Raw genomic sequence first — 25,823 nt, 5'->3', positions numbered from 1 at the left:
CGACGCTCGACGCGCGGGAAGCCGGGAGCGAAACCCCCGGCTCTCCGACCCCGCCCACCCAACCCAGCCCCGCCGACGCTCGAGGCGCGGGGGTCCGGAGGCGGAGCCCCCGGCACGGGGTCCGGGCAGAGCCCGGGAAACGGAGAAAGGGCGGGGCGGGGAGGTGGCACCGCGCAGCGGAACCCAGGCCCCCGGAGCGCCGCGCGAGCGGGGTGTCAGACCCCGGTGGGACACTCGCACCCATGAGCGACCGCACCCCCCACTGGGCCCTCGCCGAAGCCGGCGACGGCCTCTGGCACGCCATGCCGCTCACCCCCACCCCCGCCACCGGCCCCGCCCACAGCCCCCTCACCGTCCAGAACCCCGCGGACGCGATCCGCTCCGCCCCCACCACCACCCGCTGGGTCTGGCGCAGCACCACCGCCCTCTACCCCCGCCTCCTCGCAGCCGGCACCCGCGTAGAGCGCTGTCACGACATCGAAGACGCCGAGCTCCTCCTCCTCTCCCACGAGGGCCGCTCCGGCGAACCCCGCTCGGCGGCAGCCGCCTGGGCCCGGCTCACCGGCGCCCCCGTACCCACCGATCCCCCACTCCGCGCCGCCACCCCCACCACCCAGGACTCCCTCTTCGACCCCCAGCCCGCCTCCACCCCCCTCCCCCTCGACGCGCTCGTCGCGATCTACCACGACCAGGCGAAACGCACCGCCGCCACCGCCCACCCCGACCGCCTGCGCCTGCTCATCGCCGCCGAGTCCGCCGCCTTCCTGATCGCCGCCGAAATGCACCGCTCCGGCCTCCCCTGGCGGGCCGACGTCCACCGCGCCCTGCTCACCGAGCTCCTCGGCGAGCGCTACGCCGGTGGCGGCGAGCCCCGCCGCCTCGCCGAGCTGGCCGACGAGATCTCCGCCGCCTTCGGCCGCCGCGTACGGCCGGATCTGCCGGCCGACGTGATCAAGGCCTTCGCCGAGGCCGGGATCCGGCTCAAGTCCACCCGCCGCTGGGAGATCCAGGAGCTCGACCACCCCGCCGTGGAGCCCCTCCTGGCGTACAAGAAGCTGTACCGGATCTACACCGCCCACGGCTGGTCCTGGCTCCAGGACTGGGTCCACGAGGGCCGCTTCCGCCCCGAGTTCGTCCCGGGCGGCACCCTCACCGGCCGCTGGGTCACCAACGGCGGCGGGGCCCTGCAAATCCCGAAGGTGATCCGCAGGGCCGTCGTCGCCGACCCGGGCTGGCGGCTCGTCGTCGCCGACGCCGACCAGATGGAGCCCCGCATCCTGGCCGCGATCTCCCGCGACCCCGCCTTCATGGAGGTGGCCGGGCGCCCCGAGGACCTGTACACGGCCATCTCCCGCCAGGGCTTCTCCGGAGACCGGGACATGGCCAAACTCGCCGTCCTCGGCGCCGTGTACGGACAGACCTCCGGCGACGGCCTGAAGAACCTGGCCGCGCTGCGCCGGCGCTTCCCGCAGGCCGTGGCCTATGTGGACGACGCCGCCAAGGCGGGCGAGGAGGGTCGCCTCGTACGGACCTGGCTGGGCCGGACCTGCCCTCCGCCGGTCGGCGCCGCCGAGGACGGCGAAGCCGGGATCCCGCAGGACAGGGAGGACGGCTGGACCCCGAGCTACGCCTCCACCAACACCCGGGCCCGCGGCCGCTTCACCCGCAACTTCGTCGTCCAGGGCAGCGCCGCCGACTGGGCCCTGCTGCTGCTCGCGGCCCTCCGGCAGGCCATCGCGGGCGCCGGGATGCGGGCCGAGCTGGTGTTCTTCCAGCACGACGAGGTGATCGTGCACTGCCCCGCCGAGGAGGCCGGGGCCGTCGCCGAGGCGATCCGCGACGCCGGCGACCGGGCCGGCCGGATCGCCTTCGGCGACACCCCGGTCCGGTTCCCGTTCACCACGGCGATCGTGGAGTCCTACGCGGACGCCAAGGAGGAGCGGACGCGCGCGAGCACCACTCGCCCCGGATGATCAGCCGAACCACTTCGGGTCGAGCGCGATCTGCTGCAGCTGTTCCATCGTCAGGATCGGCTTGTCCCGGGTCGCGGGCTTGTTCTGGTTGCCGGTGTTGAAGGCGGAGACCACCACGCGCCGGCCGTCAGTCCGCAGCGTGTCGACGGTCCACCAGACGACGTTCGCGCCGCCCTTCTCACCGTCCCGTTGCTCGGACTTCACCCTCGTGCCGTCGGGCAGGGTGACGGCACCGGACCCGAAGTAGCCCTTCAGTGCCTCACCCATGTCAGCCTGCACGCTGACCTGGACGAGCGATGGGCCGTCGCCGTCGTCGAGCACGACATAGCCGTAGTCCCCCTCGCCGCCCTTGGCGGCGACCGTGATCCCGGTCTTCGGCAGCAGGGACTCCAGCACCGCGGCGGCGGCGACCGGCGCCCCGGCCGGCGGCGGGGCACCGGGATCCGGCTGGGCGGCCGGCAGGTCGCTCAGCGCCGGCCGCCACAGCGGCGAGGTCGTGAACTCCTTCAACCCCTCAGGGGTCAGCGGCGGATTGGCCCGTGAAACGGGCTGGCCCTTCTCGGCCGGAGCGTTCCACTCCTGTACGTCCACCTGGTAGCCCTGCGGGGTCACCAGCGTGGCCCGCCACACCTTCGTGGGCTCCCGGCGGTCGGGGTACTCGTAGCCCTGGAAGACCATGAGCTTCGAGCCGTCCTCGAGCGCCTCGAGGGTGCAGTCGTCGAAGTCCAGGACGTTCTTGTCGGGGCAGGTCACCGACTCGGCGGCCATCTTCCCCTTCGGATCGACCCGCGCGAGGGCGACTCCGAGGGCCGCCGGCCCCTCCCCGTCGTCGTAGAGCCCGGAGACGCTCGGGTAGGCCGTCTCGCCCGTACCCCGCGCCTTGGCCCCGGACACCGTGCCACCGGGCAGCAGTTGCCTGAACACGCCGATCAGCTGATCGGCGGAGACGGCGCCGCCGCCGGCCTTCTCCTTCGCCTTCGGCGGCTGCGTCGGGTCGGCCTGCGGCGCGACGACGGCCGCCGCGCTGCCGCCCGCGCCGCCGAACAGGCCGCCGGTGTAGGCGCTGCCCGCGCCGATCACCGCCAGGGCCACCACCGACCCGCCGACCACGGCGGCCCTGCGGCGCGCCACCAGCCGCCGTCCGCGCTGTTCACCGGCGGCGACGAGGGCGCGCGGGTCGGGCGTGAACTCGTCCCCGGTACGCCGCAGGGCTTCGCTGAGCTCATCTTCAAAGGGCATGCGGAACAAGACCTTCCACCGAGTAGCAAGGACAAGGGACGATCGAGGCGGCGAAGGGGCTTCAGAGGCCGGCGAACTCAGCCAGTGATCCGCCCAGTTGCTCCCGCAGCCGGCCCAGCGCCCGCGTGGTGCGGGTCCGCACCGCCGCCGAGCTGGCGTTCATCGCGTCGGCGGTCTCCTCCACGCTGCGGTCCTCCCAGTACCGCAGCACGAGCACCGCCCGGTCCTTGGGCGCCAGCCGCCCCAGCGCCTCCAGCAGCGTCAGCCGCAGCGCCGGATCGGCGCCGGCGGCCGCCGGCACGCCCGGCTCGGGGAGCTCCCCGACCGGCCGCTCCCCCGCCGACCTGCGCCGCTGGTGCGTCAGGAAGACCCGTACGAGCACGGTCTGCGCGTACGCCGCCGGATTGTCGATACGGGAGATCCGCCCCCAGAGCAGGTACATCCGCCCCAGGGTCTCCTGCACCAGGTCCTCTGCGAGGTACGTGTCCCCGCTGGTCAGCAGACAGGCCGACCGGTACAGATGCCCCGACCGGCCCGCCGCGAACTCGCGGAACCCGTCCCTGCGACCCTGCCGCATTCGCTCCCCCTAGCGTCCGCCTCACCCCATCGACGCGGTGGGGGTGCCGGAATGTTTCACCCCAGTCCGTGGAAGTAGACGTGGAACTCGTCGCGTTCGAAACCCTCCGCTTCGTACAGGCTTTGCGCGACGTGGTTGTCGTAAGCGGTCTCCAGCTGCACCCCGGCCACCCCGGCCTCCCGGGCCCGGCGCAGTACGTCGCGCAGCAGCGCCCGCCCTGCGCCGGTGCGGCGGCCGGACGGGTCGACGTACAGGTCGCTCAGGATCCAGACGGGCCGCAGGGCGAGCGACGAGAAGGTCCGGTAGACCTGCGCGAACCCCACCGTGCCGGCCTCCGGGACGTCGGCGAGCAGCACCAGGGACTCGCCGGCCCGGATCCGCTCCGCGAGGAAGGCGCGGGGCCGGTCCGGGTCCTCGACCTTCACCTCGTAGAAGTCGAGGTACCCACGGAACAGCCCACTCGCGACGTCCACATCCCCGTCACCTGCAACGCGCACCACCACATTCACATCATCCATGCACTCAGTGTCCGGTAACGGGCTGGGCGGGGAGGCTGAAGACGTGGTCCGGAGTGACGATCTTGGTGATCGCCTCGCCGAAGAGGGTGCTGGGCTCGGAACCCTCGTAGGAGATGTCCGTGTTCAGCGTCAGCGTCAGCGTGGCCTTCGCCTGCGGCAGGTACACGACCAGCGCCTGGTAGCCGGGCAACGAGCCGTTGTGGCCGATCCAGCCCTGGACGTTGAAGATGCCCAGGCCGTAGCCGGCGCCGGGCAGCGCCTCGACGACGTTCAGGCGCTCGGCCTGGGTCGCGGGCTTCAGCAGCTTGCCCGTGGCCAGGACCCTGGCCCAGGTCTTCAGGTCAGCGAGATCGGAGATCATGGCGCCGGCAGCCCAGCCCCAGGAGGGGTTCCAGTCGGCCGCGTCCTCGACCTTCCCGCTCGCGGTCTGGTCCGTGTACCCCTGGGAGTGCGGACTCGGGAACTCCGGGCCGACGGGGAAGAGCGTGTGCCGCAGACCGGCGGGGCGGACGACCTTCTGGTTGATGTAGTCGTTGAGTTTCTGCCCGCTCTGCTTCTCCACCACCAGCCCCAGCAGGATCAGGTTGGTGTTGCAGTAGTAGAACTTCGCGTTGGGCTCGAACAGCACCGGGTGCTTGAAGGAGTACGCGAGCAACTCCTGCGGGGTGAAGGGCCGTCGGGGATTGCTCGTCAGGGCTTTGAAGAAACCTTCATCCTCGGAGTAGTTGAACAACCCGCTCCGCATCCCGGCGAGCTCACGCAATGTGATCCGGTCCCCGTTGGGCACCCCGCTCACGTACTTGCCTATGGGGTCGTCCAGCCCGACCTTGCCCTGGTCGACCAGCTGGAGCAGGGCGGTCACGGTGAAGGTCTTGGTCACGCTGCCTATCCGCATGTACATGTTCGTGCTGATCGGCTGGCCGGTGGCCTTGTCGGCGACACCGAAGGCCCGCACGTACTCGCCCTTGCCCGGGGCCGAGAGCGAGACCATCACCCCGGGTATCTTCGCCGCGCCCATCACCTTCCGGACGGCGTCGTCCAACTGCCGCGCCACGGCGGGGGTGAGCTGCGGAAACTCTCCGTCGGCGGCAACGGGGGCCGAAGCCGAAGCACTGGGGGTCACCGGAGCCGAAACCGAGACACCGGAGCCCACCGACCCATCCGGTGCGTACCCCGCCCCCACCCCCAGAGGCACCACCACCAGGCCCGCTGCGGCCATCCCCACCGCCACTTTGCGCAACCGTGTCGACATGCCGGCCTCCTGCCACGCGTCGCCCAGGTCCAGCCTTCCCAACCTAGCCCCGCCCCGCCCCCCGAGCGACCGGGGCCTCTCCGGGCTCCCCGAAGCCTCAGGTCACACCCACTCGGCGGCCTCGGCGACAGGCCCGGCGTTCCCACAGTGCAAGCAGCCGCGCCGACCGGGGATGACACCACCCGCCCCCAGGCAAAGCAAAAGCCCCAGGTCACGGCGAGTGAGTCCTGGGGCTTCTACAGAGCCGCCTTCGGGATTCGAACCCGAGACCTACGCATTACGAGTGCGTTGCTCTGGCCAACTGAGCTAAGGCGGCACCGCTGGTCAGACAAGTGTTCCCTCGGAGAGGAGCTCTCATCAGCAGCGGCGCCAAGTCTACAGGCTGAAACGGGGTGCCCCGAACCACGTGGTGGAGGGGTGGGATGGGTGGGGCATATGGGGATCAATCGGGTGCGTCTCGTAGCCTGAGGCGGGGCAGCGGCGTCAGGTGCACTTCTTGCCGTCCTTCGGCGGGGTTCCCGCCAGCAGGTACTGGTTGATCGCCGCGTCGATGCAGGCGCTGCCCCGGCCGTACGCCGTGTGGCCGTCGCCGTCGTACGTGAGCAGGACGCCCGAGTCGAGCTGCTGCGCCAGCGCCTGGGCCCACTTGTACGGGGTCGCCGGGTCCCGGACCGTGCCGACCACCACGATCGGCGGGGCGCCCTTCGCCGTCAGGGCGCGGGCCTCCCCGGTGGCCTTGACCGGCCAGTACGCGCAGTTCAGCGAGGCCCAGGCGAGGCCCGCGCCGAACACCGGGGAGGCCTTCTGGAAGGACGGCACAGCCGCGTCGACCGCCTCCGGGCCGGCGAAGGCGGGGGGCTGGTCCAGGCAGTTCACCGCGGCGTTCGCGAACATCAGGTTCGCGTACTTGCCGTCCGCCTCCCGTTCGTAATAGCTGTCGGCCAGGCCGAGCAGGCCGGACCCGTCGCCGTTCATCGCCGCCGTCAGCGCCTCGCGCAGCTGCGGCCACGCGCTCTCGTCGTACAGCGCCGCGATCACCCCCGTCGTGGCGAGGGACTCGCCCAGCGGGCGGTCCGGATCACCGCTGGGCACGGGCTGCGCGTCGGCCTTGCGGAAGAACTCCTTGAGCTGTTCCGTCATCGCCTCCGGCCCGCCCTTCCCGAGCGGGCAGTCGGGCTGCTTCGCGCAGTCCTTGATGAAGGAGCGCAGGGCCGTCTCGAAGCCCCCGGTCTGGTCCCGGTTCAATTCGAGCGCCGGACGGGAGGGATCCATCGCGCCGTCCAGGACGAGCCGGCCGACCCGCCCGGGGAACAGCTCCGCGTACGTCGCCCCGAGGAAAGTCCCGTACGAGGCGCCGACGTACGACAGCTTCTCGTCGCCCAGCACCGCACGCAGCACGTCCATGTCGCGGGCCGCCTCGACCGTGGAGACGTGCGGCAGGACCCGCTGCGAGCGGGACTGGCAGCCGGCCGCGAACTCCTTGAACGCGGCCACTAGCCCGGCCCGCTCCGCCGCGTTGTCCGGCGTCTGGTCCACCTGCGTGAACTTGTCCATCTCCGGCCCGCTCAGGCACTGGACCGGGCTGCTGCGGTCCACCCCGCGCGGGTCGAAGGACACCATGTCGTACTGGGCGCGGACGGCTGCCGGGTAGCCGATGCCCGCGTACGCCTGGAGGTAGCCGATGCCGGAGCCGCCGGGGCCGCCCGGGTTGACCACGAGCGAGCCCAGCCGCTTGCCGGGACCGGTGGCCTGGCGGCGGGCCACGGCGATGTCGACGTCCTGGCCGGACTCGGGGTGCGCGTAGTCCAGCGGGGCCTTCATCGTGGCGCACTGGAACCCGGGGACACCGCAGTCGCGCCAGCTCAGCTTCTGCTCGTAGTACGGGCGCAGTGCGGCCGGGACCGCGGTCGGGGCGGCCGTCGGCGCAGTGCCCCCGGCCGAGGAGGCGGCGGCCTTCGGCCCTCCCGACCCGTCCGAGGTGCACCCCGAGAGCAGCAGCCCCGCAGCTGCGATCACGGTTCCGGTGGTACGCAGCAGGCGACTGGTGTCCATCCTCGGAGCCTACGTCCTGCCGGGCGACCCGGCCCGGGCGCGCCCCCGCCGACCGGCCGCCCGCCGCCGCGGGCGCGCCGCAGCCCCGCGCCGATCCCGCCGTACCCGGCCCGACCTCGGCGGATCGCTCATACGGGTGAAACGGTCAACGGCGGTTGAAAGCGAGGCCGCCGGGTGCGAGGGGGCTCAGCCCGCGCGGAGGGACATCGTCATCGCCTCGACCGCAAGGAGGGGGGCCACGTTGCGGTCCAGGGCATCGCGGCAGGCGATGATCGCCTCGATCCGGCGCAGGGTGCGCTCCGGTCCGGACGCGCGGGCGATCCGGTCCAGGTCGGGCCGTATCTCCTCGTTCGCGATCGCCAGCGAGGAGCCGAGCTGGAGGGCCAGCACGTCCCGGTAGAAGCCGGTGAGGTCGGTCAGCGCCAGGTCGAGCGTGTCGCGCTGGGTACGGGTGCGGCGGCGCTTCTGCCGGTCCTCGAGCTCCTTCATCACGCCCGCCGTGCCGCGCGGCATGCGGCCGCCGGTGCCGGCCCCGGCGCCGAGCGCGGCCCTCAAGTCCTCGGTCTCCTTGGTGTCGACCTCCTCCGCGACCTGCTTCGCGTCCTCGGCGGCGGCGTCGACCAGCTCCTGGGCGGCCTTGAGGCAGCCGCCCACGTCGTCGATGCGGAGCGGGAGCTTCAGCACGGCGGCCCGGCGGGCCCGGGCGGCCTCGTCCTGCGCGAGCCGGCGGGCCCGGCCGATGTGGCCCTGGGTCGCGCGCGCCGCGGCCGCGGCCACGGCGGGCTCGATGCCGTCGCGCCGGACCAGCACATCGGCGACGGCGGAGACGGGCGGGGTACGGAGGGTCAGATGGCGGCAGCGCGAGCGGATCGTGGGCAGCACATCCTCCAGGGAGGGCGCGCACAGCAGCCACACGGTCCGCGGAGCGGGCTCTTCCACGGCCTTGAGGAGCACGTTGCCCGCGCCCTCGGTCAGCCGGTCGGCATCCTCGAGGACGATGACCTGCCAGCGGCCCACGGCCGGCGAGAGCTGCGCCCGGCGGACCAGATCGCGGGTCTCCTTCACACCGATGGACAGCAGATCGGTACGGACGATCTCCACATCGGCGTGCGTACCGACCACGGTGGTGTGGCAGCCGTCGCAGAACCCGCAGCCCGGCTCGCCCCCGAGGGCGCGGTCGGGGCTGGTGCACTGCAGGGCGGCCGCGAAGGCACGGGCGGCGGTGGCGCGCCCCGAGCCGGGCGGACCGGTGAACAGCCAGGCGTGGGTCATCTTGGACGCGGCGGGCGGCGGCGCTCCGGCCTCGACGGCGGTGACCAGGGCGTCGGCGTCACGGGCGGCGGCGGCCAGCTGCGACTGCACCCGCTCCTGTCCCACCAGGTCGTCCCATACGGGCATCCCGCCCACCGCCTTTCACCGGCCGTCTTCCCTTGGCCGTCCGTGCCGCTCGTCCTGCTCGTGCCCGCCCCCAGTGTGGCGTGCGCCACTGACAATCCCCGTCAGCGGCGGCGGCGCGGACCGCCCTCTTCGTCCTCGTCGTCCCGGCGCGGGCCCAGCAGCTCGTCCGCCAGGGTCGGCAGATCGTCCAGCGGGGTCTCCTCGGCCCAGGCGGGACGCGGCCGGCTCGGCCGGGCCGGCTGACTCGGCCCGCTCTGCGCGCTCTGCCCGCTCGGGCCGTCGTCGCCGAGCAGCGGGAGCTCGCGGGTCACGTCGTCGCCCGAATCCCGGAAGATGCCCGGCGGCACCCGATCGGCCGGGCTCTCCTCCGGACGGCGGGCCGTCGGCCGCGTGGCGGAGCGGGCTTGCCCGGCCGGAGCCTGGCCGGCCTGCGGGCTCGTACGGGACGACGGGCGTACGGGCGGCAGGACCGCCGTCTCGTCGGCCGGGCCGGCCGGCGGGACGGCCGGCAGCACAGAGGTCTCCGCCGCCGGGTCGATCTTCGGCACGGGGACCGTCTGGGTCACGTCGTCCGGCTGGACGACCCGCTTGACCAGCGGAGTCTCCACCGTCACCGCGTCGTCCGGGAGCGGCTCCTTGGTCATTGCCACCTTGGGGGCGGGCGCCTCGGGAGCGGGGGCGGGAGTCGGAGCGGGAGCCGGAGCCGCGGCAGGGGCCGAAGCCGCCGCCGCGGCCTGGGCAGCCGCCGCGGCCGCCGAGGCCTCCGCCAGCCGGCGCGCCTCCTCCGCCCTGAGCAGGGCCTCCTCGGCCCGCCGCTGCTTCTCCAGCCGCCGCTCCTCGGCCTCGGCACGCAGCCGGGCCTCTTCCTCCGCCTGCTTCCGCAACCGCTCCAGCTCCGCCGCGCGGGCCTTCTCCTCGGCCTCCACGCGCAGCCGCTCGGCCTCGGCCCGGACCCGGGCCTCCTCCTCGGCGCGCAGCCGCTCCTCCTCCGCCCTGCGGGCGGCCTCGGCCTCGGCCTTGATCCGGGCGGCTTCGGCCTCGGCCTTCAGGCGGGCTTCCTCCGCAGCGCGCAGCCGCTCCTCCTCCGCCTTGCGCGCGGCCTCTTCCTCGGCCCTGCGCCGGGCGTCCTCCTCGGCCTTGCGCCGGGCCTCGGCCTGGGCCGCCACCTCGGCCTCCGAGAGCGGGAGCATCCGGTCCAGGCGGTGGCGCACGACGGTGGTCACGGACTCCGGGTCCTGGCCGGCATCGACCACCAGGTAGCGCCCGGGGTCGGCCGCGGCCAACGTCAGGAAGCCGGCCCGCACCCGCTGGTGGAACTCGGCCGGCTCCGACTCCAGCCGGTCCGGGGCCTCGGTGAACCGCTCGCGCGCCGCCTCAGGCGAGACGTCGAGCAGCACGGTCAGGTGGGGGACGAGCCCGTCGGTGGCCCAGCGCGAGATCCGGGCGATCTCGGTCGGGGACAGGTCGCGTCCGGCGCCCTGGTAGGCCACCGAGGAGTCGATGTAGCGGTCGGAGATGACGACCGCGCCGCGCTCCAGGGCGGGCCGCACGACGGTGTCCACGTGCTCCGCGCGGTCGGCGGCGTACAGCAGCGCCTCGGCGCGGTTCGACAGCCCGGCCGAGGAGACGTCGAGCAGGATCGAGCGGAGCCGCTTGCCGACCGGCGTGGCTCCCGGCTCGCGGGTCACGACGACCTCGTGGCCCTTGCCCCGTATCCAGTCGGCCAGCGCCTCGACCTGGGTGGACTTGCCGGCGCCGTCGCCGCCCTCCAGGGCGATGAAGAACCCGGCGTCGGACGCGGCCTGCTCCGGCTCCCCGCCGCGCAGCGCCTCGCGCAGGTCGCGGCGCAGCGGTACGCCGCTGCGGTCGTCGGCCTTGGCGAGCACCACCACGCCTACGGGCAGCAGCAGGGCGCCGACCAGCATCAGGGTGAAGGCGGCCCCGCCGTGCGCGAAGACGACGTCCCCGGCGGCCAGCCGGTGCGGACCGATGGCCGCGGCCAGGACCGGGGCGAGGACGGCGCCGACGCCCACGGCCACCCGTACGACGGCCTGCAGGTGCTCGGTGACCCGCGCCCGGCGGAACTCCTCGGTCTCCTGGTCCAGCAGGGTGTGCGCGGTGTTGGCGGCCACGCCCGCGGCGGTGCCCGCGAGCAGAGACAGGAACAGCACGGTCGCCGTGTCCGGGACCAGTCCGGTCAGCAGCAGCGCGAGCCCGGCCATCGCGATGGCCAGGGCCAGCAGCCGGCGCCGGGAGAGCGCGGGGAGCACCTTGCCGGCCTGGGTGGCGCGGATGCCGGCGGCGGTACCGCCGAGCAGGGCCAGGACGAGCAGGGCGAAGGTGGCGGGGCCGCCGCCCAGGTCGAACGCGTGCAGGACGGCCACCGCGGCGGCGCTGGACACGGCTCCGGCGACGGCGGCACTGGCCAGCACGAGCAGCGGAACGGCCCCCGTACGGCCCTTCTCCGGGCGGTCCCCCGCCTTGGGGGCCCGCAGGCCCTCCAGAGGAGAGCGCGGGCGCGGGGTCTTCGCCGCGGGCAGGACCAGCGGGAGCAGCAGGGAGACGGACGCCGCGAACAGGCCGGAGGCCACGTACGAGCCGAGGGCGGCCTGGTTCTCGGCGAACCAGTCCACGCCGAGGCCGAGGGCCTCGCCGACGAGCGTCGCGACGAGCAGCACGGCGGCGGCGACGGGCATCGCGGCGAAGGACGTCCGCAGGGTCAGCCTGCGCAGCGCGTCGAGGTGGTCCGGCAGCGGGCGTACGGTCGCCCCCTCCGGCGGCGGCGAGGGCAGCAGGGCGGGAGCCGCGCTGTCCTTGGCCAGGGTCCACAGCCGCTCGGCGACGCCGGAGACGAAGACGGTGGCCAGCAGCGCGGTGAGCGCGTGGGCCGGGATCCAGTCGAGCCAGAGCGGGGCGACGACGAACAGGCCGAGCCGGACACCGTCGGCGCCGACCATCGTCCAGCGGCGGTCCAGCTTGCCGCCTGCCTCCTTCGGCGCGAGGAGCTTGGCCAGCGGGCCGAGCAGTACGGCGCCGAAGAGCAGGGTGGCGAGGATCCGGACCCCGAAGACGGCGGCGACGGTGAGGGCCCAGCCCTGGTAGCCGCTGCCGAAGGTCTCCTCGGAGACCGCCGTCTGGAAGGCCAGCAGCACCAGCACCAGCAGGGCGAGGGCATCGCCGATGCCGCTCACCAGCTGGGCGCTCCACAGCCGGCGCAGCCTGGGGGTGCGCAGCAGTGCGCGCACCGCGCGCTCGCGGGAATCCGCGGCGAGGGCTTCGTCGTAGGTGGGGTTCGCGGGGGCGGTCACGACCGTTGGCTGCTCGGCTCGCGTCATCCGCCCAGCCTATCCGCTGCGCTTGGCGGGTGCGGAGCCCTGTGGATGACCGTCCTGTGTGACTCCGGCCCCACCTGTGGCCCCGGCCGACCAGGAGGGTCACGGGGCTCCGCCCCGCCACCCCGCTGCGCGAGCGTGGGCCGGCCCGGGCCCGTCGGGGACGCCGCTGCGCGGAATGTCCCCTGCCCGCCCTTCCACCGTTCCCCGGGCTCCGCCCGGACCCGCGCCACACACGCCGACGGGGCTGAAATGACGCTGCGCGCCATCCAGCCCCGACCGGGGGGAACTCCAGCCCCGCCGGCGTGTGAGGCGCGGGGGGCCGGCGGCGGAGCCCCCGGCAGTCGTGCCGGAGGCTAGTCGTCCGACGGGGCGGGGGTGGCCGCGGCCGTCTTCTTCGTCGCCGTCTTCTTGGCCGGGGCCTTCTTCGCGACGGCCTTCTTCGCCGTCGTCGTCTTCTTCGCCGCAGCCGTCTTCGTCGCCGTGGCCTTCTTCGCCGGGGCCTTCTTGGCCGGGGCCTTCTTCGCCGGGGCCTTCTTCGCCGTCTTCTTCGCCGGGCCCTTCGCCCGCTTCTCCGCGAGCAGCTCGTAGCCCCGCTCCGGCGTGATCGTCTCGACGTCGTCGTCCCGCCGCAGCGTCGCGTTCGTCTCGCCGTCCGTCACGTACGGCCCGAAGCGGCCGTCCTTGACCACCACCGGCTTCTCGCTGACCGGGTCGGTGCCCAGCTCCTTCAGCGGCGGCTTGGCCGCGGCCCGCCCGCGCTGCTTCGGCTGCGCGTAGATCGCCAGCGCCTCGTCCAGCGTGATCGAGAACAGCTGGTCCTCGGTCTCCAGCGACCGCGAGTCCGTGCCCTTCTTCAGGTACGGGCCGTAGCGGCCGTTCTGCGCCGTGATCTCCACGCCCTCCGCGTCCGCGCCCACCACGCGCGGCAGGGACATCAGCTTCAGCGCGTCGTCCAGCGTGACCGTGTCCAGGCTCATCGACTTGAACAGCGAAGCCGTCCGCGGCTTCACCGCGTTCTTGCCCGTCTTCGGGGTGCCCTCGGGCAGGATCTCCGTCACGTACGGCCCGTAGCGGCCGTCCTTCGCGACGATCTCGTTCCCGCTCACCGGGTCCTTGCCCAGCTCGAACTCGCCGCTCGGCTTCGCGAACAGCTCCTCCGCGTACCCGATCGTCAGCTCGTCCGGAGCCAGGTCCTCCGGAACGTCGGCCCGCTGGTGGCCCTCCGCGTCCTTCTCGCCCCGCTCCACGTACGGCCCGTAGCGGCCGACGCGCAGCACGATGCCCTCGCCGACCGGGAAGGAGGAGATCTCCCGGGCGTCGATCGCGCCGAGGTCCGTGACGAGCTCCTTCAGGCCGCCGAGGTGGTCGCCGTCGGCCGGTACGACCTCCGACGCGTCCTCGGAGCCGAAGTAGAACCGCTTCAGCCACGGCACGGACTGGGCCTCGCCCCGCGCGATGCGGTCGAGGTCGTCCTCCATCTTGGCCGTGAAGTCGTAGTCGACGAGCCGGCCGAAGTGCGTCTCCAGCAGGTTCACCACGGCGAACGACAGGAAGGACGGCACGAGCGCCGTGCCCTTCTTGAAGACGTACCCGCGGTCCAGGATCGTGCCGATGATCGACGCGTACGTCGACGGGCGGCCGATCTCCCGCTCCTCGAGCTCCTTGACCAGCGAGGCCTCGGTGTAGCGGGCCGGCGGCTTGGTCGAGTGGCCGTCCGCCGTGATCTCCTCGGCCGACAGCGCGTCGCCCTCCGCGACCTGCGGGAGCCGCTTCTCGCGGTCGTCGAGCTCGGCGTTCGGGTCGTCCGCGCCCTCGACGTACGCCTTCATGAACCCGTGGAAGGTGATCGTCTTGCCGGACGCGGTGAACTCGGCGTCCCGGCCGTCCGACGCCCGGCCGCCGATCTTGACGGTGACCGAGTTGCCGACCGCGTCCTTCATCTGGGAGGCGACGGTCCGCTTCCAGATCAGCTCGTACAGGCGGAACTGGTCGCCGGTCAGACCCGTCTCGGCCGGGGTGCGGAAGCGATCACCCGAGGGACGGATCGCCTCGTGCGCCTCCTGCGCGTTCTTGACCTTGCCGGCGTAGACGCGCGGCTTCTCCGGCAGGTAGTCGGCCCCGTAGAGCTGCGTGACCTGCGCCCGCGCCGCCGACACCGCGGTGTCGGAGAGCGTGGTGGAGTCCGTACGCATGTAGGTGATGAAGCCGTTCTCGTACAGCTTCTGCGCGACCTGCATCGTCGCCTTCGCACCGAAGCCGAGCTTGCGCGAGGCCTCCTGCTGCAGCGTCGTCGTGCGGAACGGGGCGTACGGGGAGCGGCGGTACGGCTTGGACTCGACCGACCGGACGGCGAACGACGTGTCCGCCAGCGCGGCGGCCAGCGCCCGGGCGTTCGCCTCGTCGAGGTGCAGGACCTCGCTCTTGAGCTGCCCGTTCGAGCCGAAGTCGCGGCCCTGCGCGATGCGCTTGCCGTCCACCGTGTTCAGGCGGGCGACCAGGGTCGACGGGTCGGAAGCGTCACCGGCGCGGCCGGTGGAGAAGGTTCCGGTCAGGTCCCAGTACTCGGCGGAGCGGAAGGCGATGCGCTCGCGCTCCCGCTCGACGACGAGACGGGTGGCGACCGACTGGACGCGGCCGGCCGACAGGCGCGGCATGACCTTCTTCCACAGGACCGGCGAGACCTCGTAGCCGTACAGGCGGTCGAGGATGCGTCGGGTCTCCTGGGCGTCGACCATGCGCTGGTTCAGCTCGCGCGGGTTGGCGACGGCGTCGCGGATCGCGTCCTTGGTGATCTCGTGGAAGACCATCCGGTGGACGGGGACCTTGGGCTTGAGGACTTCCTGCAGGTGCCACGCGATGGCTTCGCCCTCGCGGTCCTCATCGGTGGCGAGGAAGAGTTCGTCGGACTCGGCCAGCAGCTCCTTGAGCTTCCTGACCTGGGCCTTCTTGTCGGCGTTGACGACGTAGATCGGCTGGAAGTCGTGCTCGACGTCCACACCGAGGCGGCGGACCTCGCCGGTGTACTTGTCGGGGACCTCGGCGGCGCCGTTGGGGAGGTCGCGAATGTGCCCGACGCTCGCCTCGACGACGTATCCCGGGCCGAGGTAGCCCTTGATCGTCTTCGCCTTGGCAGGGGACTCGACGATGACGAGTCGGCGGCCGCCCTTTGCGGTCTCGCTAGTCGGGGACAACTTGGCTCTTCTCTCCGGTCGGCACTCGGTCGCGGTACGGCGACGCTGCGGAGTGTGACGGTACAACCCGCCCCCGTGTCAAACGGCAGAAGCCCGCAACGGCCACTCGAACGGTAACCCGACAAGTGCCATTTCTGCCGCCCGGATACCGCGGCGGACCCGTCGCGATCACCGGGCCGGGTGGCCAGGGGGCCGTCTGGCCCCGCCCTCGCACCCCCTCTGACGTCCTGTTTCGGACGCGGATCCGGGCCGGTCGGTCCGTCGGTGATCAGCAGGTCGCCGGCCGGGATCGGCCCGTCACCGGGCCGGTGATCACAGCCGCGCGAGGCACCGGAGGCCGAGCGCCAGGGACACCCCGGACGCGAGCAGCGCCAGCGGTACGGCGGCGGCGGGGCGCACACCTTCGGCCACCGGCGCGCGGCGCAGGGAACGCGCCCCCGTCCAGCCCAGCAGAGCCCCCCCGAACAGCAGGAACACGGTTGCCGCGAAGACCGCCGGACCGCTCTCCATGCCGTTCCCCCTTACCCTCCGAGCGCTTTCGGGGTCCCGTACGGGTCCCCGCGGACCGCGCCCGCCGCCCCTGGCCGTCCCCCCGGGCGGGAGCCCGCCGGCGGGCGGGGAACGGGGTGCGAACCCCGGGTTACCTCACGGATCCGGCCACGCCCGGGCCACCGCCGATGACGTGCCGCGCCGCGGCGCCGGGAGGCCCGGTCAGCTGTCGGCGGGCTCCAGGAAGCCCTGCTCGACCAGCATCCGGATGGAGCCCGGAGTCCGGTCCCGCAGGACGACGGGATCCTCCTGCACCAGGTGTGCGATCGCGTCCAGGATCCGGCCCGCCGTGAGTGAGCCGTCGCACACTCCGGCGAAGCCCGCCCCGACCGTGTCGACCTTGGTCGCGCGCCGCATCCCGCGGTTCTGCCGCAGCACCACGTGTTCCGGGTCCTCCGCGCCGGGCGCGCCGACCTGCTCCTGGACGACCTCCTCCGCCAGGACGAAGCGGGCCTCCAGCAGGGCCGCGTCGTCGTGGTCCCGCAGGTAGTCCTGCCGGGCGAAATGGGCGACCACGGCGTCGCCGAGCGGCTGTTCCACCGAGTGCGGCCACTCCTCGACCACGATCGACGGCTCCTCCGCATCGCTGCGGCGCAGCGTGATCCATCCGAAGCCGACGGCCTTGGTCTTGCGGGCCTCGAACTCGTCCAGCCAGTCCTCGTACCGGCTCGCGTACTCGGCGGGGTCGCTGCGGTGGTCGCCCGCGTCGCGCAGCCACAGCTCCGCGTACTGCGTGACGTCCTGCACGTCACGCTGCACGATCCACGCGTCGCAGCCGCGCGGCACCCAGGCGCGGACCCGGTCGTGCCAGTCCTCGCCCTCCACGTGCTGCCAGTTGCCGAGGAACTGCGCGTACCCGCCCGGGTTGAGGTGCGCCCCGGCCTCCTGGACGAGGGTGCGGCACAGGTCGTCGCCGCCCATCCCGCCGTCGCGGTACGTCAGCCGGGCGCCGGGAGAGATCACGAACGGTGGATTCGACACGATCAGGTCGTACGTGGCACCGCCGACCGGAGCGAACAGCGACCCGAGGAGCAGCTCGGCCTCCTGCGCGCCGGACAGCGCCAGGGTCAGCCGGGTGAACTCCAGGGCCCGCGGGTTGACGTCGGTGGCGGTGACCCGGGTGGCGTGCTGGGCGGCGTGCAGGGCCTGGATGCCCGATCCGGTGCCGAGGTCGAGGGCGGTGGCGACCGGGGTGCGGACGGTGATCCCGGCCAGGGTGGTGGAGGCCCCGCCGACGCCGAGGACCACACCCTCCTCGCGGCTGCCGATCCCGCCGGCCCCGCCGACGGCGCAGCCGAGGTCGGAGACGATGAACCAGTCCTCGCCGTCGGGGCCGCCGTACGGGCGCACGTCGACGGTGGCGTGCACCTCGTCGCCCTCCCGGCGCAGCCAGCCGTCGGCCAGCGCGGCTTCGACGGGCAGCGCCTCGGCGGCGTGCACGTACGGCTCCGGCTGCTGCAGCAGGAACAGCCGGACCAGGCTTGCGAGCGGGCCCTCGCCGCGGCCGCGGGTGGCGCGCAGGGCGGGGACCGTCTCGCTGCGGGCCAGGGCGGCGTAGGCGGGGGCGCCGAGCAGGTCGAGAAGGCCGTCGGCGGTGAAACCGGCGGCGAGCAGGGCCGTGCGGAGCTCGGCGGCGCGGTCGGGCGAGGGAAGGCTGGTGGTACTCACCGGTCCATTGTGTCGGCTGGCGCCGCAGATGCGTGCCCCGCGCGGCCGGTGGCCCGGCACGGAGCAGGGCGGCCGCGTTCCTCGAACCCGGCCGCCCCGGTGCGCGTACCGCCGTCTCGGCGTGCGTACTGCCGCCCTCGCCTGCGTACTGCCCGTGCCGGCCCGCTACCTCACTTCGGCGGCGGCGACGACGCCGCGACCTGGCAGCCCTTCTGGCTGTTCATCGCATTGTCCAGGCCGCCGGCCTTGAGCGTGTTGAGCGCGTCCTTGCCTCCCTTGGAGGCCGCCTCGAGTCCGCCGGCCACCTCCTTGAGGCCCGCGGCGAACTTGGTCTTGTCCTGCGGGTCCAGGCCGTCCATCTTCGCCTTCAGGTCGGCGTAGCCCTTGGACGTCTCCTCGAAGCTCTTGACCGCCGCGGTCTGGGTCGTCTCGCCGTCCTTGACCGGCGGAACTCCCGCCCCCTGCAGGGCGGCACCCATCGCCTTGTACGACTCGGACATCGTCCCGAACGCCGCCGAGTCGGTCGTCTTCACCTCGGCGGGCTCGCTGTTCTGGGTGGCCACGCGCTTGATGTCGGTGCTGGCCGTCTCGATCTTCTTCAGCTCGGGCTGCCACTTGTCACAAACCTTCTTGGCCCAGGCGTCGGCCTTGTCGTCCGTCTCATCGCCGCCGCAGCCGGACAGCACGAGCATCAGTACCGCACCGCCGGACACTGCGGCCGCAAACTTCTTGTTCACCGGATTGGTCCCTTCGAAGGCTCTCGGCCCGGAAGATACACGCCCGTCATCCGGCACGCAGAAAGGCGGACAGACGACGCGTCAGTCCGCGCCGCCTGTCCGCCGTTCGGGCGTATCTTCGAGTCCTCGGGCCGGTCGGCCCTCCGGCTGCTCCGGGGGTCACCCCCCGGGGGTCACCCGTCGGGTCAGGAGACCACCGCGGGATCGGCCTGCTGGGCCACCCGCTCGGCGGGCTCCGAGCCGTCGCCCTCGTCGCCTACGGCGATGCCGCGGCGCTTGGAGATGTACACCGCGCCGATGATGACGGCGATGGCGATGACGGCGACGATCGCGCGCACGGTCGCGCTCGTGTCGGCGCCGTAGCTGAACTGCACGACCGCCGGGGCGATCAGCAGCGCCACCAGGTTCATGACCTTGAGCAGCGGGTTGATTGCGGGACCCGCGGTGTCCTTGAACGGGTCGCCGACGGTGTCCCCGATGACGGTCGCGGCGTGGGCCTCGCTGCCCTTGCCGCCGTGGTGGCCGTCCTCGACGAGCTTCTTGGCGTTGTCCCACGCGCCACCGGAGTTGGCGAGGAAGACCGCCATCAGGGTGCCGGTGCCGATGGCACCCGCGAGGAACGAGCCGAGGGCGCCGACGCCGAGCGAGAACCCGACGGCGATCGGGGTGAGGACGGCGAGCAGGCCGGGCGTGGCGAGTTCGCGCAGCGCGTCCTTGGTGCAGATGTCCACGACGCGCCCGTACTCGGGCTTCTCGGTGTAGTCCATGATCCCGGGGTGCTCGCGGAACTGGCGGCGCACCTCGTAGACGACGGCGCCCGCGGAGCGGGAGACGGCGTTGATGGCGAGGCCGGAGAACAGGAACACGACGGCCGCGCCCAGGATCAGGCCGACCAGGTTGTTGGGCTGGGCGATGTCAAGGCTGAGGTTCATCTCCCCGGCCTCGGCTCCGACCTGCTTGACCGCGTTGGCGATGGCGTCGTTGTACGAGCCGAACAGCGCGGCCGCGGCGAGCACGGCGGTGGCGATCGCGATGCCCTTGGTGATGGCCTTGGTGGTGTTGCCCACGGCGTCCAGGTCGGTCAGGACCTGCGCACCGGCGCCCTCGACGTCGCCGGACATCTCGGCGATGCCCTGGGCGTTGTCGGAGACGGGCCCGAAGGTGTCCATGGCGACGATGACGCCGACGGTGGTGAGCAGGCCGGTGCCGGCCAGGGCCACCGCGAAGAGCGCCAGCATGATCGACGTGCCGCCGAGCAGGAACGCCCCGTACACGCCGAGGCCGATGAGCAGCGCCGTGTAGACGGCGGACTCCAGGCCGACGGAGATGCCGGCGAGGACGACGGTGGCCGCGCCGGTCAGGGAGGACTTGCCGATGTCCCGGACGGGACGGCGGTTGGTCTCGGTGAAGTACCCGGTCAGCTGCTGGATCAGGGCCGCGAGCACGATGCCGATGGCGACGGCGACGAGGGCCAGGACGCGCGGGTCGCCGGAGTGGTTGGTGATCGAGGCGTCCTCGACGCCGACCAGGTCCTTGTAGCTCGCCGGCAGGTACACGAAGACGGCGATCGCGACCAGCACCAGAGAGATCACCGCGGAGATGAAGAAGCCGCGGTTGATGGCGGTCATTCCACTGCGGTCGGCGCGGCGCGGGGAGACCGCGAAGATGCCGATCATGGCGGTGATGACGCCGATGGCGGGGACGATCAGCGGGAAGGCCAGGCCCAGGTCGCCGAAGGCGGCCTTGCCGAGGATGAGCGCGGCCACGAGGGTGACGGCGTACGACTCGAAGAGGTCGGCCGCCATACCGGCGCAGTCGCCGACGTTGTCGCCCACATTGTCGGCGATGGTCGCGGCATTGCGCGGGTCGTCCTCCGGAATGCCCTGCTCGACCTTGCCGACCAGGTCGGCGCCGACGTCGGCGGCCTTGGTGAAGATGCCGCCGCCGACGCGCATGAACATCGCGATCAGGGCGGCGCCGAGGCCGAAGCCCTCCAGGACCTTGGGGGCGTCGGCGGCGTAGACCAGGACGACGCAGGAGGCGCCGAGGAGGCCGAGGCCGACGGTGAACATGCCGACGACGCCGCCGGTGCGGAAGGCGATCCGCATGGCCTTGTGGGCGACGTCGGTGAGGTCCTTGGCGGGCTCGCCCTCGGCGGGGGTGGCCTCCCGTGCGGCGGCGGCGACGCGGACGTTGGCGCGGACCGCCAGCCGCATGCCGATGTAGCCGGTGGCCGCCGAGAAGATGGCGCCCACGAGGAAGAAGGCGGAACGTCCCGCCCGCTGGGTCCAGTCGTCGGCAGGCAGCAGGAAGAGCAGGAAGAACACGACGACCGCGAAGATCCCGAGGGTGCGCAGCTGCCGGCCGAGGTAGGCGTTGGCGCCTTCCTGGACGGCTGCGGCGATTTTCTTCATGCTGTCGGTGCCCTCGTCCGCGGCGAGCACCTGGCGGACCAGGATCTGCGCGACGACGAGTGCGGCAAGTGCCACGGCCGCGATCACCATCACGATGAGCCGATTGTCATCGGTGAGTACTGCGGCTGCCAGGTCGGAGTTTCCGACCGGCGCGTTGGGGGTGAAGAGCCCCGTCATTCGTCCTCCTTGACGTGATGAGCTCAAGATGTGGACGGATTGTAGGGAGCTCTTCCCGATCAAAACAGTGCGCCGGAAACGGAATTGGCCTGCTCTTGCTCCTCAGCAATAGATCGCGTCACTCCATTACCCCCGAAAGAAGTAATGGGGCAAAGGCATTGACGCCTGCTCATTGATCTAGGAAATGCCGTGGGGGTATGAAAAAAGGCCCTGCTCAGCAGGGCCTTGATTAAGATCGGAAGAATCTCCGCACCGACTGCGGGCTAGGCGGACGCGCCGGACACCGGCCAGCTCATGCGGATGGTCCCGCCCGACTCACCGCTCGTCACCTCGACGTCGTCGACGAGCCCGCTGATCACCGCCAGACCCATCTCGTCTTCGGTTTCCGTGTCCGGGTCCAGGGCGGCGTCGAGCCCGGGCACGGCGCCCGTCGGGCCGCCGGCCGGTCCGGGCACCTCGTCGCCGACCTCGATGGAGAACAGCTTCTCCTCCTCGGTCAGGATCACCCGGACGGGCGCGGTCAGCCCGTTGCTGACATGCAGACCGACGGCGCGCGAGCAGGCCTCGCCCACGGCGAGGCGGACCTCGTCGAGCACGGCTTCGTCCACGCCCGCCCGCCGTGCCACGGCGGCCGCGACGAGGCGGGCCGTCCGGACGTGTTCGGGCTGGGCGCTGAAGCGCAGTTCAACGATGGCCATGCGCGTCCCCCTCGGACTACGGGCGTGCCTTACAGGGGCCCGGACCGCTTCGGCCCGCGCCCCCGCTCCTGCTTCGGCTCCCTCCGCGGCGCCCTGCGGCGCCGCGGACGGTGGGCCGTCAGTCGGTGGCGGCGACGGCGTCTTCCACCGTCGTGTGGATCGGGAACACCTTGGTCAGACCGGTGATGCGGAAGATCTTCAGGATGCGCTCCTGGTTGCACACCAGCCGCAGCGAGCCCTCGTGCGCACGGACGCGCTTGAGGCCTCCCACGAGCACACCAAGCCCGGTGGAGTCGAGGAAGTCCACTCGCTCCATGTCGACAACCAGGTGGTAGCTGCCGTCGTTCACCAACTCGACCAACTGCTCGCGCAGCTTGGGCGCGGTATACACATCAATCTCGCCACCGACCTCCACGACCGTGCGGTCGCCGACAGTGCGAGTCGACAGGGACAGGTCCACGGATCCTCCAGCACCTTGCTATCGAGCGGCGCCCCCCAGGGGCCTCCCCACCCGTAGGTAGGGGAGGGATTGGCTGCCGCGATGGCATTCAATCACTTACCGGCAGGCGCGCACGACGCCTTCGGACCATTGTCCCGCACACCGGTGACACACTCGCTTCCAATGGCCAATACTCACCGTCCCGGTCGGCCCACGGCACCCGAGGACCCACGACCCACCCCCGGCACGGTTCTGGACCGCCTCTCACGGGGGCCTTCTCGAGCTGCGCGCATCACCCATACGGAGCACTTGCCCCCTCGGGCGGGTCGTCATGCAGTCTGGCCCGACCGCATCCGAACGGATGTCGTAGCCGCAATTCAGGCCGCCGGGATCGACCATCCGTGGGAACACCAGGCCGCGGCGGCCGAGCACGCCCTGGACGGCGAGTCGGTGGTCGTCGCCACCGGAACCGCCTCGGGCAAGTCGCTGGCCTACCTCGCCCCCGTGCTCTCCGCCCTGGCGGACGGCGCGGAAGCGCCGAACGGGCGCGGTGCGACCGCCCTCTACCTGGCCCCGACCAAGGCTCTGGCGGCTGACCAGCGGCGCGCCGTACGGTCGCTGGCCGCGCCCCTGGGCAACGCCGTCCGGCCCGCGGTCTACGACGGCGACACGCCGGTAGAAGAACGCGAATGGGTGCGCCAGTACGCGAACTACGTGCTCACCAACCCCGACATGCTCCACCGGGGGATCCTGCCCGCCCATCCCCGCTGGTCGTCCTTCCTGCGCTCCCTGCGCTACGTGGTCATCGACGAGTGCCACACCTACCGGGGCGTATTCGGCTCGCACGTCGCCCAGGTGCTGCGCCGGCTGCGGCGGCTGTGTGCCCGCTACGGCGCCCATCCCGTGTTCCTGCTGGCCTCCGCCACCGCGAGCGACCCGGCGGCCGCGGCGTCCCGGCTGACCGGCGTCCCGGTGACCGAGGTCGCCGACGACGCCTCCCCGCGCGGCGAGGTGGTCTTCGCCCTGTGGGAGCCGCCGCTGACCGATCTGCGGGGCGAGAGGGGCGCCCCGGTACGCCGCACCGCCACGGCCGAGACCGCCGACCTGCTGACCGACCTGGTCGTCCAGGGGGTCCGTACGGTCGCCTTCGTCCGTTCCCGGCGGGGCGCCGAGCTGATTTCGGTGATCGCCAAGGAGCGGCTCGCCGAGGTGGACCGGTCCCTGCCCGGGCGTGTCGCGGCCTACCGGGGTGGCTACCTGCCCGAGGAGCGCCGGGCTCTGGAGCGGGCCCTGCACTCCGGCGAGCTGCTGGGCCTGGCCGCCACCACGGCCCTGGAGCTGGGCGTGGACGTCTCGGGCCTGGACGCCGTCCTGATCACCGGATACCCGGGCACCCGGGCCTCCCTGTGGCAGCAGGCGGGCCGCGCCGGGCGCTCGGGCCAGGGGGCCCTGGCCGTGCTGATCGCCCGGGACGATCCCCTCGACACGTACCTGGTCTACCATCCGGAGGCCCTGTTCCGCCAACCGGTGGAGGCCACCGTCCTCGACCCGGACAACCCGTACGTCCTGGCCCCGCACCTGTGCGCGGCCGCCGCCGAGCTCCCGCTGACGGAGGCGGACCTCGCCCTGTTCGGCCCGGCGGCCCAGGAGCTGATCCCGCAGCTGGAGGCGGCGAAGCTGCTGCGCCGGCGGGCCACGGCCTGGCACTGGACCCGCCGGGAGCGGGCCTCGGACCTGACCGACATCCGGGGCGAGGGCGGCCGCCCGGTGCAGATCGTCGAGGCGGCCACCGGGCGCCTGCTGGGCACCGTCGACGAGGCGGCCGCCCACGCCGCCGTCCACGACGGGGCCGTCCACCTCCACCAGGGCCGCACCTATCTGGTGCAACACCTGGACCTGGACGATTCGGTCGCGCTGGTCGAGGAGGCCAGCCCGCCCTTCTCGACCACCGCCCGCGACACCACCTCCATCTCCGTCCTGGAGACCGAGACCGAGATCCCCTGGGGCCCGGCCCGGCTCTGCTTCGGCTCGGTCGAGGTGACCAACCAGGTCGTCTCGTACCTTCGCCGCAAACTGATCACCGGCGAGGTGCTCGGCGAGGCCAAGCTGGACCTGCCGCCCCGCACCCTGCGCACCCGGGCCGTGTGGTGGACCGTGACCGAGGACCAGCTCGACGAGGCCCGGATCAACCCGGAGCTCCTGGGCGGCGCCCTGCACGCCGCCGAGCACGCCTCCATCGGCCTGCTGCCGCTGTTCGCCACCTGCGACCGCTGGGACATCGGCGGGGTCTCCGTCCCGCTGCATCCCGACACCCTCCTCCCGACCGTGTTCGTCTACGACGGCCACCCCGGCGGAGCCGGCTTCGCGGAGCGCGCCTTCCACACGGCCCGCGCCTGGCTGACGGCGACCCGCGATGCGATCGCGGCCTGCGAATGCGAGGCGGGCTGCCCCTCCTGCATCCAGTCCCCCAAATGCGGCAACGGCAACGACCCCCTCCACAAACGCGGCGCGATCCGCCTGCTCACCCGCCTCCTCGCACAGGCCCCACCCTCTGAACCCCCCGCCTAGTCCGGCCCCGGACCGCGTCCCGGGGCCGGCAGGGCGAGCCGCTCGCCGGCCTCCTGCGCTTTGGGCGGCGCAGGCCCGGCGAAGCCTGCCGTGGCTCGTACGGCGGCCGGTCCTGGGTCGGCGGCCGGCAGGGGCGGTCCCGCTCGGGCGCTGATCGTCGGGTCGAACGGGCCCGTTGCGGGGCGGGCCGTCACCTCGGCCACCTCGCCCTGAAGGGTGCAGGCGGTCACGGCCGCGCTCTGGGCCACGGCGACCCGGCGGGCCGCGGCGCAGGCGGCCTCCGGACCGTGGGCCCAGGTCGCCGCCGCCGCGAGGGCCGCCAGATCGGCGGCCGCCGCCGCGCGGTGGCGGGCTACGACGGCCTGGCCGAGCAGCAGCACACCACCGAACACCGCTCCCAGCACCGTTGCCACCAGGGCCGCCCACACCGTCGCGGAACCCCGGTCCCGGCTCATGGCGGCGGCCCCGCGCTGTCCTCGGCCAGCGCCACCGCCTGCGCCCCGAGCCGCACCGGCAGCCCGCCCGGGCCCGGCGCCGGCGCCGCGACCCGGACCCTCCACAGGTCCCCCTCCCGCTCCACCCCGACCTCCGCCCCCGGCGGGGCGGCCGCCCGGGCCGCCGCCACCGCCACGCCCGGCGGCTCCGACCGGGCCGCCGCCCGGGCTCCGGCCCGGGCCGCGTCCACACACCGGATCTGCGCGGCCGCCGCCATCAGCGCCCACACGAGCAGGGCCGCGAACAGCACCAGCGCGGGGATCACCAGGGCGGCCTCCGCCGTCACATATCCCCGGTCGCCCGGGCTCCCTCGTGTTTCCTCAGAACGGCACATCGAGTGCCTTTCCGATGGTCGACTGAAGTGCCGTGGAGACCACCTCGCTCGTCACCACCTTGTACAGAACGGCCGCGAATGCACACGCCGCGATCGTGCCCATGGCGTATTCGGAAGTGGACATCCCCGCATCGTTCGCCCGACCGCTCAGCGCGGACCGCAGGCGCAACCAGATGATCCTCATGACGACCTCCCGTTGATTTTCGTTC

At 72.8% G+C, this 25,823-nt stretch carries 19 protein-coding genes and 1 tRNA gene; 2 read left to right on the top strand and 18 right to left on the bottom strand.

Annotated features, from left to right (window positions below):
* The first annotated feature begins 242 nt into the window (after window positions 1–242).
* Window positions 243–1,973 (top strand): bifunctional 3'-5' exonuclease/DNA polymerase, encoded by a 1,731-nt coding sequence (locus tag IF09_RS0125075; RefSeq protein ID WP_051832847.1) that lies wholly within the window; start codon window positions 243–245, stop codon window positions 1,971–1,973.
* Here IF09_RS0125075 and IF09_RS0125070 read toward each other — a convergent pair whose 3' ends face one another.
* From IF09_RS0125070 to bldG, 15 genes are all read right to left on the bottom strand, one after another.
* Entirely contained in the window at window positions 1,974–3,212 is a 1,239-nt protein-coding gene (locus tag IF09_RS0125070; protein ID WP_030299347.1) for a hypothetical protein, read from the bottom strand.
* A gap of 61 nt (window positions 3,213–3,273) precedes the next feature.
* Window positions 3,274–3,789: a SigE family RNA polymerase sigma factor gene (locus IF09_RS0125065; protein ID WP_030299346.1), complete on the bottom strand. Its 516-nt coding sequence runs from the start codon at window positions 3,787–3,789 to the stop codon at window positions 3,274–3,276.
* A 56-nt stretch (window positions 3,790–3,845) separates the two neighbouring features.
* Entirely contained in the window at window positions 3,846–4,307 is a 462-nt protein-coding gene (locus IF09_RS0125060) for a GNAT family N-acetyltransferase (protein WP_037635890.1), read from the bottom strand.
* Between the two features lie 4 nt (window positions 4,308–4,311).
* Window positions 4,312–5,559 (bottom strand): serine hydrolase domain-containing protein, encoded by a 1,248-nt coding sequence (locus tag IF09_RS0125055; RefSeq protein WP_030299341.1) that lies wholly within the window; start codon window positions 5,557–5,559, stop codon window positions 4,312–4,314.
* Between the two features lie 242 nt (window positions 5,560–5,801).
* Window positions 5,802–5,875 (bottom strand) — tRNA-Thr (locus IF09_RS0125050).
* A 167-nt stretch (window positions 5,876–6,042) separates the two neighbouring features.
* A complete protein-coding gene (locus IF09_RS0125045; protein ID WP_030299339.1) occupies window positions 6,043–7,611 on the bottom strand; it encodes an alpha/beta hydrolase in 1,569 nt (522 codons plus the stop codon).
* Window positions 7,612–7,797: 186 nt separating this feature from the next.
* The gene (locus tag IF09_RS0125040) at window positions 7,798–9,009 is read right to left on the bottom strand and encodes a DNA polymerase III subunit delta' (RefSeq protein ID WP_030299337.1); all 1,212 of its coding nucleotides are present in this window, start codon (window positions 9,007–9,009) and stop codon (window positions 7,798–7,800) included.
* A 101-nt stretch (window positions 9,010–9,110) separates the two neighbouring features.
* A complete protein-coding gene (gene tmk / locus IF09_RS0125035; RefSeq protein ID WP_030299336.1) occupies window positions 9,111–12,344 on the bottom strand; it encodes a dTMP kinase in 3,234 nt (1,077 codons plus the stop codon).
* 353 nt (window positions 12,345–12,697) lie between these two features.
* Window positions 12,698–15,535, bottom strand: a complete 2,838-nt coding sequence (topA, locus tag IF09_RS0125030) for a type I DNA topoisomerase (RefSeq protein WP_030299335.1) — start codon at window positions 15,533–15,535, stop codon at window positions 12,698–12,700.
* Between the two features lie 312 nt (window positions 15,536–15,847).
* Window positions 15,848–16,045, bottom strand: coding sequence for a hypothetical protein (locus tag IF09_RS0125025; protein ID WP_030299333.1), 198 nt, complete (start codon window positions 16,043–16,045; stop codon window positions 15,848–15,850).
* A 201-nt stretch (window positions 16,046–16,246) separates the two neighbouring features.
* Window positions 16,247–17,752: a DUF7059 domain-containing protein gene (locus IF09_RS0125020; protein WP_030299331.1), complete on the bottom strand. Its 1,506-nt coding sequence runs from the start codon at window positions 17,750–17,752 to the stop codon at window positions 16,247–16,249.
* Between the two features lie 170 nt (window positions 17,753–17,922).
* Window positions 17,923–18,489 carry a hypothetical protein gene (locus IF09_RS0125015; protein WP_030299329.1) on the bottom strand — a complete coding sequence of 189 codons (567 nt, stop codon included), beginning with the start codon at window positions 18,487–18,489 and terminating at the stop codon, window positions 17,923–17,925.
* Window positions 18,490–18,674: 185 nt separating this feature from the next.
* Entirely contained in the window at window positions 18,675–21,080 is a 2,406-nt protein-coding gene (locus IF09_RS0125010) for a sodium-translocating pyrophosphatase (protein ID WP_030299327.1), read from the bottom strand.
* Between the two features lie 263 nt (window positions 21,081–21,343).
* Window positions 21,344–21,778, bottom strand: a complete 435-nt coding sequence (locus IF09_RS0125005; RefSeq protein WP_030299325.1) for an ATP-binding protein — start codon at window positions 21,776–21,778, stop codon at window positions 21,344–21,346.
* Between the two features lie 118 nt (window positions 21,779–21,896).
* Window positions 21,897–22,238 (bottom strand): anti-sigma factor antagonist BldG, encoded by a 342-nt coding sequence (bldG, locus tag IF09_RS0125000; RefSeq protein WP_030152678.1) that lies wholly within the window; start codon window positions 22,236–22,238, stop codon window positions 21,897–21,899.
* 81 nt (window positions 22,239–22,319) lie between these two features.
* Here bldG and IF09_RS0124995 point away from each other — a divergent pair, with 81 nt between their 5' ends.
* Entirely contained in the window at window positions 22,320–24,785 is a 2,466-nt protein-coding gene (locus IF09_RS0124995) for a DEAD/DEAH box helicase (RefSeq protein ID WP_037635888.1), read from the top strand.
* Here the strand turns inward: IF09_RS0124995 and IF09_RS0124990 are convergent.
* From IF09_RS0124990 to IF09_RS0124980, 3 genes are read right to left on the bottom strand one after another with little or no spacing between them, the layout of a single operon-like run.
* Window positions 24,782–25,240, bottom strand: coding sequence for an Rv3654c family TadE-like protein (locus IF09_RS0124990; protein ID WP_063607423.1), 459 nt, complete (start codon window positions 25,238–25,240; stop codon window positions 24,782–24,784). The genes IF09_RS0124995 and IF09_RS0124990 overlap by 4 nt on opposite strands.
* Window positions 25,237–25,614: a TadE family type IV pilus minor pilin gene (locus tag IF09_RS0124985; RefSeq protein ID WP_063607422.1), complete on the bottom strand. Its 378-nt coding sequence runs from the start codon at window positions 25,612–25,614 to the stop codon at window positions 25,237–25,239. Before IF09_RS0124985 ends, IF09_RS0124990 begins: the two co-directional genes overlap by 4 nt.
* On the bottom strand, window positions 25,601–25,798 hold the full coding sequence (locus IF09_RS0124980) for a DUF4244 domain-containing protein (protein WP_030299318.1): 198 nt from the start codon (window positions 25,796–25,798) through the stop codon (window positions 25,601–25,603). Before IF09_RS0124980 ends, IF09_RS0124985 begins: the two co-directional genes overlap by 14 nt.
* Window positions 25,799–25,823 lie beyond the last annotated feature (25 nt).

The organism is Streptomyces katrae (genome assembly GCF_000717655.1).
Taxonomy (GTDB): Bacteria; Actinomycetota; Actinomycetes; order Streptomycetales; family Streptomycetaceae; genus Streptomyces; species Streptomyces katrae_B.
The sequence above is the reverse complement of the archived record's forward strand: the minus strand, read 5'-3'. Positions and strand labels throughout refer to the sequence as shown.

Bases quoted from the DNA above. Each gene is read 5' to 3' on its own strand.
- IF09_RS0125075 (WP_051832847.1), top strand. From the start codon at position 243: ATGAGCGACCGCACCCCCCACTGGGCCCTCGCCGAAGCCGGCGACGGC.
- IF09_RS0125070 (WP_030299347.1), bottom strand. From the start codon at position 3,212: ATGCCCTTTGAAGATGAGCTCAGCGAAGCCCTGCGGCGTACCGGGGAC.
- IF09_RS0125065 (WP_030299346.1), bottom strand. From the start codon at position 3,789: ATGCGGCAGGGTCGCAGGGACGGGTTCCGCGAGTTCGCGGCGGGCCGG.
- IF09_RS0125060 (WP_037635890.1), bottom strand. From the start codon at position 4,307: ATGGATGATGTGAATGTGGTGGTGCGCGTTGCAGGTGACGGGGATGTG.
- IF09_RS0125055 (WP_030299341.1), bottom strand. From the start codon at position 5,559: ATGTCGACACGGTTGCGCAAAGTGGCGGTGGGGATGGCCGCAGCGGGC.
- IF09_RS0125045 (WP_030299339.1), bottom strand. From the start codon at position 7,611: ATGGACACCAGTCGCCTGCTGCGTACCACCGGAACCGTGATCGCAGCT.
- IF09_RS0125040 (WP_030299337.1), bottom strand. From the start codon at position 9,009: ATGCCCGTATGGGACGACCTGGTGGGACAGGAGCGGGTGCAGTCGCAG.
- tmk (WP_030299336.1), bottom strand. From the start codon at position 12,344: ATGACGCGAGCCGAGCAGCCAACGGTCGTGACCGCCCCCGCGAACCCC.
- IF09_RS0125025 (WP_030299333.1), bottom strand. From the start codon at position 16,045: ATGGAGAGCGGTCCGGCGGTCTTCGCGGCAACCGTGTTCCTGCTGTTC.
- IF09_RS0125010 (WP_030299327.1), bottom strand. From the start codon at position 21,080: ATGACGGGGCTCTTCACCCCCAACGCGCCGGTCGGAAACTCCGACCTG.
- IF09_RS0125005 (WP_030299325.1), bottom strand. From the start codon at position 21,778: ATGGCCATCGTTGAACTGCGCTTCAGCGCCCAGCCCGAACACGTCCGG.
- IF09_RS0124995 (WP_037635888.1), top strand. From the start codon at position 22,320: ATGGCATTCAATCACTTACCGGCAGGCGCGCACGACGCCTTCGGACCA.
- IF09_RS0124990 (WP_063607423.1), bottom strand. From the start codon at position 25,240: ATGAGCCGGGACCGGGGTTCCGCGACGGTGTGGGCGGCCCTGGTGGCA.
- IF09_RS0124985 (WP_063607422.1), bottom strand. From the start codon at position 25,614: ATGTGCCGTTCTGAGGAAACACGAGGGAGCCCGGGCGACCGGGGATAT.
- IF09_RS0124980 (WP_030299318.1), bottom strand. From the start codon at position 25,798: ATGAGGATCATCTGGTTGCGCCTGCGGTCCGCGCTGAGCGGTCGGGCG.